We start from the raw sequence: 13730 nt of genomic DNA, 5'->3' as shown, positions 1-13730 counted from the left end.
ATTGGTTTTCGGTTGAAAGGAAGTTCGTCAGGGAATCCTTAGTTCGGAATCAGTCCGTGTCTCGCTGACGAGCTTTCGATTGTGTCGTGCACCTGAACGTGTCAGGCTGCGATCGAAACCGTGGTCTCGATCGCCGGTTCATGATCGCGGGACGCCGCATTCCTGGCGTCCACGCGGTCAACGACGTCGTGCGACTAGATCGGCCGCTTTTCCAGTTGCATGTTCAACGCGAGTCCTCGGATTTCGTTGGTCAATACGTCGAAGCTGGCTGGCGTGCCGGCTTCCAGGGTGTTCTCGCCCTTGACCATCGATTCGTAGATCTTGGTACGGCCTTCGACGTCGTCGCTCTTGACGGTCAACAGCTCTTGCAAGATGTACGCGGCACCGTAGGCCTCGAGAGCCCAAACTTCCATTTCCCCGAAACGCTGACCACCGAAGCGGGCTTTACCGCCAAGTGGCTGTTGCGTGATCAACGAGTACGGCCCGGTGCTACGTGCGTGGACCTTATCGTCGACCAAGTGGTGCAGTTTCAACATGTAGATGTAACCGACCGTCGTTTCCTGTTCCATCGGTTCACCGGTACGGCCGTCGATCAGACGAACCTTACCGTGACGCGGCAGGCCGGCTTCTTCGAGTGCATCGTTGATGTCCTCTTCGGTCGCCCCGTTGAAAACCGGTGTGATCGATTGGAAGCCGAGTTTCGCACCGGCCCAACCGAGGTGGGTTTCCAAAATCTGCCCCACGTTCATCCGGCTAGGAACGCCCAGCGGGTTCAACATGATTTGCAGCGGAGTTCCGTCTGGCAGGAAAGGCATGTCGGCGATCGGAAGGATCTTGGCGATCACCCCCTTGTTACCGTGACGACCAGCCATCTTGTCACCGACCGAAATCACTCGCTTGGTCGCGATATAGACCTTGGCCATTTGCAACACGCCGCTGCGAAGTTCGTCACCGCGTTTCATGCTGTTGAGCTTGCGGTCACGCTGATCGATTGCGGTTTCGACGTTACGCCATTGAGTCCGGTAAACCTTTTCAACAGCGGCAATGCTATCTTCGCCTTTCACCTGACCGATGACGTGATCCAAGCGGAACGCGATCGCTCGCTCGGCGACGAACTTAGGATCTTGACCATCCGCGAGCGGAGTACCGGTCGAGTCTTTCAGCTTGGTGCCGGCGGCTTCTTCCAGGTCGCGAACCAACGATTCGAAGGTGCTAGCGATTTCGGCGTTGCCGATCGCTTCGACCTCTTTCAGTTCACGCTCGAATTCCTTCCGCTCGTCTTCGCTCAAGCTCATCCGGCGGGAGAACTTGTGGGTGTCGATCACGATCCCTTCGATACCCGAAGGCACTTCCAGCGAATCGTTTTTGACGTCTTCACCGGCGCGACCAAAGATCGCGTGCAACAGCTTTTCTTCCGGTGTCAATTCGGTCTTGCTTTTCGGGCTGACCTTACCGACCAGGATGTCACCCGGCTTCACGTAGGTACCGACACGGACGATGCCGTTTTCGTCCAGGTTGCGGAGTGCTTTTTCGCTGACGTTTGGAATGTCACGCGTGAACTCTTCGCGGCCCAGTTTGGTTTCGCGGATTTCGACGTCAAAGTCTTCGATGTGAATCGAAGTGTACGTGTCGTTACGAACCAACTCTTCGCTGATGATGATCGCGTCTTCGTAGTTGAATCCATCGAACGACATAAACCCGACCAACACGTTGCGTCCCAGTGCCAACTCGCCATCACGAGTCGCCGCACCGTCGGCAATGATCTGGCCTTCTTCGACTTGGTCGCCAAGGCGGATCAGCGGCTTTTGGTTTTGGCAAGTCCGTTCGTTCAGACCTTGGTACTTTTTCAGCTCGTAGTGATCGCTGCCAATTTCGATGCGGCAGGAGTCAACATAAGTGACTTTGCCGGCGCGGCGGGCACGGACGACCATCGCACTGTTGCGTGCGACTTCGCGTTCCATCCCGGTTCCGACGATCGGTGGCTCGGCGACCAACAACGGTACAGCTTGACGCTGCATGTTCGACCCCATCAACGCACGGTTCGCATCGTCGTGCTCGAGGAACGGGATCAAACCTGCCGAGACGCCAACCATTTGGCTGGGCGCGACGTCCATGTAGTTCACCTGGGTCGGCAAAACGATTTGGAAGTCACTGCGGAAACGGGCGATCATGTTTGGCCCGGATACCAACGCACGCTCGCTAAGCTCCGTATCGGCTGGAGCGATGTAGGCTTCGTTTTCTTCGTCAGCACGCAACCAGACGACTTCGTCGGTCACGATGCCTTCTTTGACGCAGCGGTAAGGCGTGATCAAGAAGCCATAATCGTCAACGCCGGCGTAGATTGCCAACGAGCTGATCAGACCAATGTTCGTACCTTCAGGCGTCTCAATCGGGCAGATACGACCGTAGTGCGAAATATGAACGTCACGAACTTCGAAGCCCGCACGTTTACGGTTCAAACCGCCAGGTCCAAGTGCCGACAGACGACGCTCGTGGGTCAACTGGCTCAGCGGGTTCGTCTGGTCAACGACCTGCGAAAGTTCACCACGACCGAAGAAGTAATCGATCGCCGCCGAAACGCTTTTGGGGTTGATCAACGAACGCGGCGTCATGTCCTGCGCGTCTTTGACGCTCATGCGTTCTTGAACGGTACGACGAAGCTTCAGGAATCCTTTGCGGAGTTCCTCACAAGCCAGTTCGTCGATGGTACGCAGACGACGGTTACCAAGGTGGTCGATGTCGTCGATTTCTGCGTTGCTGTCCGGATCGAACAAATCGATCAGGTAGCGGATCGACTCGATGATGTCTTCCGGACGCAGCGTCATGACTTCTTCGCTGACGCCAAGTCCCAGTTTACGGTTCAAACGGAAGCGGCCGACTTTACCGAGACGATATCGGTTGTCGTCGTAGAACTTCTCTTCGAACAGCACACGTGCTTTCTCAAGCTGTGGCGGGTTACCGGGACGCAGCCGCTGGTAGATCCGCAGCAACGCTTCTTCGTGGCTGGCGGTGTTGTCTTCCATCAATGTGTTAAAGATCACGGGCACCTTTGGTGCGTCCATGATTTCGACACTGGTGACACCGGCGGTGCAAATTGCTTCGGCGACTTCTTTCGAAATGCGGTGTGCCGCTTCGATGATGATTTCGCCAGCACGCTCGCTTTCCGATGGGAACACGACGTCATCGACGGCAATCTTGCCTTCGATCACGGCAGCGCTCTCGATGCCATCGAGCGACTCGGTGCGTGTCGGATAGAAAGCTTGCAGGATGTCCGCGTCGGTGGAGTACTTGGGATCCATCGCGCGAAGCAACGTCGTTGCGGCGAACTTACCACTTTGGTCGATCCGGACGGTCAACGAGTCCTTTTTGGTCACGTTGAACTCAACCCAGCTACCGCGTTCGGGAATCACGCGGCAAGAAGGCAGCTTGCGGTCGGTGGTGGTGTCCGTGTCCCAGACAAAGTCGACACCGGGCGAACGGTGTAGCTGGCTAACGACGACGCGTTCAGCACCGTTGATGATGAACTCGCCACCACCCATCATGATCGGCATGTCGCCGAGATAAACTTCTTCCTCGTGCGGCTCTTCACGATTCAATCGCAGCCAAATACGCAACGGCATGCCGTAGGTCAGTCGCAGCTGACGGCATTCCTGGCTGGTGTAACGTGGCTTGCCGAGTTCGTAGCGAAGGTAATCGAGCGTGATGTTGCCGTCATAGCTGGAGATCGGGAAGATCTCGCGCAGCACGCTTTCCAATCCCTTATCGATACGATCCTCGGTGGAGACATCCTCCTGCAAAAACTCCTTGTAGGATGCGGTTTGCAAGGCGGTCAAATCAGGGAGATCAAACTCACCTTGATCGCTGCCGAAGTAACGGACGTTTGTTGGAATCAGACGACGGTGGGACGTAACTGCCATCGGTAGAGAAAGCTCCTGCTGGACTTGAGATGCGTGATCTCGGACGGCTATTAGGAATGGGCAACTGAAACGAGGCAGTGATCTGCCGACGATTCAAGTTCAACCCACCTTGGGATTCGGGCGAATGCAACGGAGGCTAAGACTCGACAACTTTCCAATTGACATGACCAACCTTGTTTCAAGAGACTCCATGGATGGAAAGCAATCTTGTCGATTGATTTGATCAGCGAGGTGCCAGACAGCGACCACAGCCAAGCATTACTGGCTGTAACGGTAGCAGCATCCCCGGCACGACCATTCATTCTGTCGTGGGGATGTGCACACAAGGATGTGATAGACGTAATCGTCAAAACTAACGTGACCAAATACATGTCCTCTTCACCGGTCACGTCCGATCAATCGTTACACCTGCAGGTGTTGCCCGGTTATTAGGGCCTGATAGATGATCAGGGCTGGCACGGCGAGTCGGTACGGCTGGAACCTCGGCTCACTAGGGAGAATATCAAAACCCGGTGACATGGAAAACCCCATCGCCAAAAAGTGGCCCGAATTGTGCTGTACACGCATTTTCCAGCATAAACCACTGCCACCAAACAACTTAACGCCAAAGAACGGGTTTTGAGCTGGCGCACAGCACAGCCGCCATCTCCCGGTTCGCGATAAATTTCCGGGAATTTCTCGGCTTCTTACCGCCAAATGGCACCCCGAGCCCCCTCCCGCAGACCCTTCGGGCAGCTCACCGGAGGCTGCTCAGGCTCGGGAGTCCAGATGGTTCCGTCGGAGGCATCGGGACCTGCTATAACGGTGGAACTCGCCGTCACCGCTTCCCTGCCCCCGCGATGCTCCCGCCGCATGACCACTCACCCGCCTACGCTGCTCGCCAGCTTTTTCGCTGCCCTTTTCGTTTTCGGCAGCTACTCCCAATCAAGAACCGACGCCGCAGAACGACCGCCGAATATCATCGTGATCATGGCCGACGATCTCGGCTACGGTGACTTGAGCTGCTACGGCGCGACGGAACTGGAAACGCCAAACATCGACGCGCTTGCCGCAGGCGGCCAGCAATTCACACAGGGCTACTGCAGCGCATCGACCTGCACCCCGACGCGTTTTTCGTTCCTGACCGGCAAGTATGCCTTTCGGCAACCCGGCGCAGGCATCGCGCCGCCCAACGCGACCAGCCTGATCGAGCCGGGCACAGAAACGGTCGCGTCACTGATGAAACGAGCCGGCTACCAAACCGGCGTGGTCGGCAAATGGCATCTCGGCCTCGGCCAAGGCGATGCCCCCGACTGGAACGGAGAACTGAAACCCGGGCCGCTCGAAATTGGCTTCGATTACTGCTACTTGTTGCCAACGACCAACGATCGCGTCCCAAGTGTTTATGTCGAAAACCATCGCGTTGTGAATCTTGATCCGGACGACCCACTCTGGGTAGGCAACAACCGTCCTGACGAGAACCATCCGCTGGGCAGCGATCCCGAAGTTCGCGCCACGTTAAAGATGGACTGGAGCCACGGGCACAACCAAACCGTCCACAACGGCATCGGTCGCATCGGCTTCTTCACCGGCGGTCACCAAGCCCGCTGGCGCGACGAAGACCTCGCCGATGCGTGGGTGGAGAAATCGGTTGACTTCATCGAAGCGAATCAGGACAAGCCATTCTTCCTCTTCTTCGCGTCACACGACTTGCACGTGCCGCGCATGCCGCATGAGCGATTCCAAGGCAAAACAAAACTCGGCTTTCGCGGTGATTCGATTGTCCAACTGGATTGGTGCGTTGGTGAATTGACCAGCACGCTGAAACGTCTAAACCTTGACCAAAACACGTTGGTTGTCTTTTGCAGCGACAATGGCCCAGTACTGGACGATGGCTATCAAGACGGCGCGATCGAACAACTGCACTCGCACAAGCCATCAGGGATTTATCGCGGCGGTAAATACAGCATCTACGAAGGCGGAACACGAACGCCGTTCATCACGTCTTGGCCTGGAACCATTAAACCTGGCAAGTCCGACCAAGTTGTCTGCACTGTGGATCTGCCAGCCAGCCTTGCTGCCCTGGTGGACCAACCCTTGCCCGCCGGCGCATGCCCCGACAGCTTCAATATGATCGATGTATTGCTTGGCACACCGAACGCCAAGGGACGGGATCACTTGCTTCAACAGCCCAACAAAGGACCAACGCTTGCGCTGCGAGTCGGCGACTGGAAGGTGCTGTCGTATCCCGATGCCAAACCGCGCAAACATCTGACATACGAAAAGGGGCCAGGACGATACGAACTCTACAACCTTGCCGACGACCCTAGCGAATCCAACAACGTTGCCGAGCAACACCCCGACAAGCTTGCCGAACTGCTCGCCCGACTCGACGCAATCAAAACGGCTGGGCACAGCCGCCCCGATTGGACTGAAGCGAACTAGCAACTGCTGCCAACGAGCAACAGGGCCAGCGAACGACCTCCGGCTTGATAGCCTGTCGTTCAATTCACGCTGTCGTTCAATTTACGCTGAACGGCGGTGGAAACCGAATCCCGCCCGGTGTGTCGTCAGCTCCGGCGGTTTCCGAATTCGCGTCGGAGGAACCAGTCGCCCCCGTCTTGGACAGCCCCAGCGCCACCGCGCCAGACTTGAGGAAGCCCATCAGCTTTTCGGCGCGCTGATCGACGTTGTACTCTTTCAACAAGTCCAACTTCATCGGAATCGGCAGCGGCAAAGTATGGGCGATGATATCGGTGATCGGTCCCAACCCCATCGATCCGGTCAATAACTCGGCGAGCTCCTGCTTCGCGGATTTCGTAGATGGGATGACTTCACCAAACGCATCGAGCAACTCGGCGCGAAGTTGTCGCCGCGTCGCTTTGCCGGTGGGCGGATAGAGGTCGTCGAGCACATTTGACTTGGCGATGCGAAAACATCGCTTCGCGTCGATCTCGGTAGCGATCTGTGCCCGCTTGATCCCGACCAACAGGATATTGTGCCGATCGTCATCGCAAGCCACATGGGAAACGATCCGACCGAGACAGACCGTTGGCGCAATCGGAGGCTGACCAATGGCACCGGACACGTGGTCGGTGAGTGTTGCCATCGCGATCAACTCGTCAGTCGCCAGCGCGTCTGACAACATCTCGCAATACCTTGGCTCGAAGATATGCAACGGCTGCACGGCATGTGGGAACAACACCAATGACGGCAACGGAAACAACCGCACTTGACCATCGAAATCGTCAGGAAGTCGAGTTAGATCATCCAAGTCACTCATGGCGATTCCGTCGAAAAATGTGTGAAAGGAGTCTCTTAAAGTACGTCTGCTAAAAGGGCCAGCCAGTGTTATTCGGCACCAAACGCCGGTGAACACATTTGATTGCGGAGGCGCCCGGTGTCAGTCGATTCACCCCACTACTGTAGCGATTTGCCAATTGCGTGGAAAACGCCAGGCCCAGGAAATGGCGAAAAGGAAACCTTGTAATCCTTCTCACGCTGCAACATAGGTCTCGATCGGTGCCGGGGCGTTGACTTTTGGCAACATGAACGGCGCATCGTTGAATCAGAGAATCACCCGATTCGAGAACGCTACGTCGGGCGATCAACATGGGCGAGAACGATGACGTTTTTTGCTTTGTCCGTGTTCCCCCAAATTCAAATTTTGACAACACAAAAACGCCGTAAAACACGGGCGTTTACGGCGTTCTAGGGCTTTCGGACGCCCAGTTGTGACCTTCATTACAACCTGCACCAAACCCTCGTTTTGCTCACTCATCCGCGTGAACTTTTTGGCTCCGATGTTGGCCAGATGGCGATGAAAAGCGACGGGTCTCCGCAGCATCTTCGATGCGATTCTGATGCGGCGGGATTCGAGCAAATTGCATCGAGGCGGTGGCAGGCAAACAAAAGCACTGTCACCCAAGTGGACGAAGTCCGCGCCTTGGACGCGGTTGGTGGTCGCGAAGGCTGTTTATAGACGGACTTCCTCTACCACTGCGAAACACCCCAGCTAGAATCCCGGTGACATATTCTCCCCCCCGGAAATGCCACGTTCCCGAAAACGCTGAATCATGAATAGCACGACTCAACCAGGATCAACCTACTTCGTCACCGGTTGCGGCGGTTTTATCGCCTCGCGAGTGAGCCGTTTGCTGCTGGACAGCGGTCATCGAGTCGTCGGGATCGATAACCTTAACGATTACTATTCGCCCGAGCTGAAACGGCATCGCTTGGAATCGCTGGAGTCGGACCGCTTTGTCTTCCATGAAGCGGACATCGAAGACGCCCAAGCGTTGGCAAAGATCTTTGATGCGGACAAATTCGACGCGGTCTTTAATTTGGCCGCCCGTGCTGGTGTGCGCTACAGCATGGAGAACCCTTACGTTTATCTGTCTACGAATTCACTTGGCAGCTTGAACCTGATCGACCAAATGCATCGGACAGGCGTTAGCAAGTTCGTGCTCGCTTCGACGTCGTCGCTGTACGCCGGCCAACCGATGCCATTTCAGGAAAGCCTTCCGGTCAACACTCCCATATCGCCGTACGCCGCCAGCAAGAAAGCGGCTGAAGTGATGGCATACAGCTATCACCACCTTTACAAACTTGACGTTTCCATCTGCCGTTACTTCACGGTCTACGGACCTGCGGGGCGGCCTGACATGTCGATCTTTCGTTTCATCCGTTGGATTGACGAAGGCACGCCGATCGAATTGTTCGGTGACGGGGAACAATCACGTGACTTTACCTACGTCGACGACATCGCACGCGGAACCATTTTGGCGGCCAAGCCCGTCGGATACGAAATCATCAACCTGGGCGGCGGCGGAACACCCGTCTCGCTCAACACACTGATCGCAATGCTGGAAGAACGACTCGGTAAAAAGGCGAAGATTAACTACAAGCCTTTCCACCAAGCCGACATGATGACGACCAGCGCGGACATCAGTAAAGCAAAAGAACTGTTGGACTGGACGCCCGAAGTCAGCCTTGAAGAAGGTCTCGACGCATCGGTCGATTGGTACCGGCAGAATCAACCTTGGTCGCAGCAAATTCCGCTGCCTTGATTCCCATCGCCTGAAGTCATTCCTCACGGAGTGGCTTGCCGCAAGTAGCAACTACCTTTGTCGACACGACGTCCTCGAATCGTTTTTCTGAATCGGTCTTACTGGCCAGATATCGAAGCCACCGGTCAACTGCTGACGGACCTCTGTGCAGGTCTCGCCGACGAGTTTGACGTTCACGTGGTTTGTGGTCAGCCGAATTTCCCTGAACACGATGTACGCTTCAATGCAAGCGGCATCGAAGTTCGCGAAGGGGTCACCATCCATCGGCTGGATCATCGACGGTTCGAAAAGAAGAACCCGTTCGGCCGAATCCTGGGGATGATTTCGTTCTACAAAGCGGTCGACCGATACCTCGAATCGACCGGTCTTGCCGCTGACGTGGTGATCAGTGAAACGGACCCCTTCATGTTGCCGATCGCAGGTGCCAAACACGCACGCCGAATCGGTTCGCGACACTGTGTTTACCTGCAAGACATCTATCCGGACGTTGCCGAAGCAATCGGCAAACTTCGCTTGCCAATGGCCGGCCGACTGATTCGCCAGCGGCTGCGAATCGCTTACCAAGACGCATCAAAAATCTTGGTGCTTGGCCAATGCATGAAAGACCGCTTGACCAACCCAGCGTGGAACATCGAACCGTCAAAAATCGAAATCATGCCAAACTGGGCTGACTGTTCGAAGTTGTTCCCGGTCGATCATTTCAACAATCACTTCCGCCTGCGGCACCAATTGCATGACCGTTTCGTCGTCATGCACTCTGGCAATATGGGACTGACCCAGCGATTGGAAGTCCTGATCGATGCGGCCGCTTCGCCGGAATGGCCACAGCGAGCAAAGCTATTGCTGGTCGGCAATGGTGCGTCACGCGATCGCCTTATCGAACATGCACAGCGACTTGGATTGAACGAGGACAGGGTGCAGTTCGTGTCCTACCAACCTCGCGAAAAGCTCTACGAAAGCTTGTCTGCTGCCGATGTCCACGTCGTTTCAATGCACGAACGCGTTGTAGGTTGTCTGTGCCCGAGCAAACTGTATGGCATCATGGCTGTGGGACGGCCCGTTATCGCGATCGCAGACCCCAAAACTGATCTCTTTCAGACGATCATCGACCGCAAGCTTGGCTGGTGTGTTCGCCCCGGCTCGCCAGAGTTAATTGCGAATGCCGTCGCGATCGCAGAGGGTGAATCGCGACGAGAAATCAAGCAGCGAACCAAACTGGGCGGCCGGCAAAAGACGGCTCGTCACATCGCATTGACGGAATTCGACCGGACCGTCATTGTGGAACGCTTCGCACGGATGTTGCATCACTTGATTGACCCGGCATCTGTCCCACGCCCCAAAATGCTGGCTCCGGTCGTGACCAATTTCCCGATCGGCGTTACGGTTCAATCGCCCAACGCCCCACTTGGTTGACATGAAAACCGCCCTGATCACTGGCATCACTGGTCAAGATGGATCCTATTTAACCGAGCTTTTGATTTCCAAAGGCTATTTGGTTCACGGAATTGTACGCCGCAGCAGTACCACCGCTCGCGCCCGTCTGGACCACCTGTTCCACCGCGAAGACATCTACAACAAACAACTGTTTTTGCACTACGCGGACCTAGCAGATACGACAACGATCCGACGTATCATGTTGAAATGCGTCCCCGACGAGGTTTATCACTTGGCCGGCCAAAGCCATGTCGGGGCGAGTTTCGAAATCCCCGAAACCACCTGTGAATTCACCGCGATGGGCACGCTTCGGTTGCTCGAAATCATTCGTGATCTTGAACGCAAGCCAAAGTTCTTGCACATCAGCAGTAGCGAAATCTTTGGGCGTCCCGATCAAGCCCCGCAAAACGAACAAACCCCGATGCGGCCCGTCACTCCCTATGGCATCGCCAAGGCGTTCGCGACGCAAATGGTGACGCTCTACCGCGAGTCGTTCGGATTGTTCGCCTGCAACGCGATTTGCTACAACCACGAATCACCCTTGCGTGGCGAATCGTTTGTCACCCGCAAAATCACTCGTGCCGCGGCAGCGATTTCACGCGGACTACAAGACTCCGTTTCGCTCGGCTCATTGGATGGCCGGCGTGACTGGGGATATGCCGCCGAATATGTTGAAGTGATGTGGCGAATGCTTCAGCACGAGCAAGCTGATGATTTCGTTGTGGCTACCGGTTCCGACTTTAGTGTCAAAGATTTTTTGTCGGCGTCGTTCCGCACCGTCGGTCTGGATTGGAAAAACCACGTGACACAAGACCCGCGCTACATGCGTCCGTCCGAAGGCACTCGGCTGGTCGGTGACCCGGGAAAAGCGGAACGCGTCTTGGGTTGGAAAGCGAAAACGACGCTGCCGAAATTGGCCGAACTAATGGTGCAAGCTGACCTCGAAAAACTCGACCGAGTGGCGGTCTAGCATCGACCGCGCTTCGCGATCGAAGCAATTCGCCGAACGGCCCGGATGTTTCGGCGACACGATCCCATGGATTGTCCTTCAAGACCTTCCGAAGACCGCACGCAAATCCTATGCACCTGCACAGGATGGGCATGTGCAATACTTTTGACGCTGACGCCGATCGCGACATCGCTCGATTTTGGCGGGGTGCTCCCCTGGACACAATACTTGGCGGCCTTCGTGCTTTCGATCGCGGTTGCGTTCCAGGTCTGTCAATGGCTGTCCGGTGCAGCCAATGGCCAGGACACTTCACCGCAACTCACCTCTACTTTGCCTGCGCTGCTGATCTTCGGATTGGCCGCGTTTGCGCTCCTAACAACGTTGCCACTGCCGGCGTCATTGGTCAGTTTACTGAGCCCGATGCGTGCCAGCATCGCAGAACGATGGCTGGCCCCTTTCGAAGAAACCTCATCGACCTGGATGTCGATTTCCATCGGCCCCACCGAAACACTTCATGCGGCCGCGTTGCTGCTCATCCTTGCTGCTGTCTGTTTTGTCGCTACGGATGTGTTCGCGTCACCACATCGTGCCATGCTATTGATGCTCGGAATCGGTCTGTATGGCACCGTGATCGCAATCGTTGGATCAGTACGAAACCATTTCCCTTCGTTCGCGATGTGGAGCTTTCAAGCTGGCGGCGAAGGAGCCCCCTTCGGCACGTTCCTCAACCGAAACAATGCGGCATTGGGCATGAACCTTGGCCTCGCAGCGGCCACGGGAATCCTATTTGAACGTCTCCACCAATTCGATTCACTCCGTCAACAAGGCCAACGCTTTCTTACCGCTTCAAAGGTGTTCTTGCTTTCGCCGACCACTATCTTCGCAGTTGTCGCCTTAGTGACTTGCGTTGCCGGTCTTGCCGGTTGCGGATCGCGTGGCGGACTGATCGCAATGATGGCTGCAGGATTGATCACGCCGATTGTGATGCGACGGTTTACACGAATGGCATACGTGATCGCGGCGGTTAGTTTGACTGGACTTGTTGCCGTACTTTTTTCGCCATCATCATTCCGGATCGACCTTCAAACCGTTCACGAACAACTTGCTACCGACGCCCGTTGGAGTCATTGGCCAGATGGATTTCGAGCCGCATGGCATTCGCTGCCACTCGGCAGCGGTTTCGGGACGTACGCGTATGCCTACCTTCCTTGGCAAGAATCGAGTCCTTGGCGTTGGTTTGTCCATGCAGAAAACTTGTGGCTGGAACTGCTCGTCGAAACATCGCTATTCGGCCTGTTTGCGATCGCAGTAATGTTTGGTCTGGTTCGTGTCGCAATTCGACGCCTTTGCAAATCTGAAAACTCAATTGATCATGCCTATGCGACTGGCGGCGTTTACTTGCTTATTAGCGTGGCGGTCAGTCAGTGCTTTGATTTCGGCTTGTTGGTCCCTTCGAATCTGCTGATCGCAGGACTTTTGGTAAGCGTTCTCTGGTCGCGTGCGAATCCTGGCATAGGCTCCGCTGACTCGGTGCGCAACCGTTCCAACCGTGGCGCGGTTGCTGTCACGGCAATCGTGTCGATGGTGACGCTTTTTGCGATTGTTCAATTGAACAGGGACTCCGTGGCTGACTCTGCCGCACGTGTGATCGAGCACCACTTGGAACACGATCCGTTTGCGCCGGATCGATTGTCAGAATTGTCCGATCTTTCCCAAACGTACCGGTCAACCGTCGAGCGGCATCCGACATCGCGATTGTTGAACGCATACACCAATCTTGAATTCGAACGCGGACGATTGACAGAGATGAAAGCGTTCGGTTCCGACGAACTGCCGGAACTCGGTCGCGAGTTGTTGTATGCCACGACAAGTAAGACCTGTCGACGCATCGCATGGCGCAATAGCCTGTCGCCTCGATCGTTAAATTCGCGTGGTGGTTTAGACGTGTCGCCGATTCCGACCGAAGCCGTTCCGACCGCCGCGATGGAATGTTACCACAGGGCACTTCGGTACAACCTGGCATCACTTCGTTCGCGTCCACTTTCGATTGAGCCGAGATTCAATTGGGTCGCCATGGAGTTTGTGCATCAGAATCCTTATCAAACGGACTTGGCACTGGAACAGTCAGCACAGCTATTCAAGAACTCGGCCAATGTCCAGCTGAATGTCGGGACGGCATTTGCGGACCACGCCGATTTCCGAAAGGCAACGAGAGCGTTTCGCCGGGCGGCGGATATTTCGCCCGATCGAACCAATGTCGTGCTTGGAAAAGCGAAACGGTACCCCGCAATTCCGCTCGAAAAATTGATTCCAACTCAACTCCCCACGCGTATGGTTTCCCAAAGCCAAGATGAAAATCAGGGCTAACGAAACCTACTTCCC

At 55.6% G+C, this 13730-nt stretch carries 7 protein-coding genes; 5 read left to right on the top strand and 2 right to left on the bottom strand.

Annotation, left to right across the window (positions count from 1 at the left end; all coding sequences use genetic code 11):
- Positions 1-194 precede the first annotated feature (194 nt).
- On the bottom strand, positions 195-3917 hold the full coding sequence (rpoB, locus tag CGZ80_RS00585) for a DNA-directed RNA polymerase subunit beta (protein WP_094410831.1): 3723 nt from the start codon (positions 3915-3917) through the stop codon (positions 195-197).
- Positions 3918-4769: 852 nt separating this feature from the next.
- Between rpoB and CGZ80_RS00580 the strand changes: the two genes are divergently transcribed.
- On the top strand, positions 4770-6341 hold the full coding sequence (locus CGZ80_RS00580; RefSeq protein ID WP_094410830.1) for a sulfatase family protein: 1572 nt from the start codon (positions 4770-4772) through the stop codon (positions 6339-6341).
- A gap of 76 nt (positions 6342-6417) precedes the next feature.
- Here the strand turns inward: CGZ80_RS00580 and CGZ80_RS00575 are convergent, their stop codons facing one another.
- The gene (locus CGZ80_RS00575; RefSeq protein ID WP_094410829.1) at positions 6418-7179 is read right to left on the bottom strand and encodes an LON peptidase substrate-binding domain-containing protein; all 762 of its coding nucleotides are present in this window, start codon (positions 7177-7179) and stop codon (positions 6418-6420) included.
- Between the two features lie 793 nt (positions 7180-7972).
- Here CGZ80_RS00575 and CGZ80_RS00570 point away from each other — a divergent pair.
- From CGZ80_RS00570 to CGZ80_RS00555, 4 genes are all read left to right on the top strand, one after another.
- Entirely contained in the window at positions 7973-8965 is a 993-nt protein-coding gene (locus tag CGZ80_RS00570; protein WP_094410828.1) for an NAD-dependent epimerase/dehydratase family protein, read from the top strand.
- Positions 8966-9022: 57 nt separating this feature from the next.
- Complete coding sequence (locus CGZ80_RS00565) at positions 9023-10378, top strand: glycosyltransferase family 4 protein (protein WP_094410827.1); 1356 nt, start codon at positions 9023-9025, stop codon at positions 10376-10378.
- A 1-nt stretch (position 10379) separates the two neighbouring features.
- A complete protein-coding gene (locus CGZ80_RS00560; RefSeq protein WP_094410826.1) occupies positions 10380-11369 on the top strand; it encodes a GDP-mannose 4,6-dehydratase in 990 nt (329 codons plus the stop codon).
- Positions 11370-11513: 144 nt separating this feature from the next.
- A complete protein-coding gene (locus CGZ80_RS00555) occupies positions 11514-13715 on the top strand; it encodes an O-antigen ligase family protein (protein WP_158222495.1) in 2202 nt (733 codons plus the stop codon).
- The last annotated feature ends 15 nt before the right edge of the window (positions 13716-13730 follow it).

It is taken from the genome of Rhodopirellula sp. MGV (genome assembly GCF_002251265.1).
Classification (GTDB): Bacteria; Planctomycetota; Planctomycetia; order Pirellulales; family Pirellulaceae; genus Stieleria; species Stieleria baltica_A.
The sequence above is the reverse complement of the archived record's forward strand: the minus strand, read 5'-3'. Positions and strand labels throughout refer to the sequence as shown.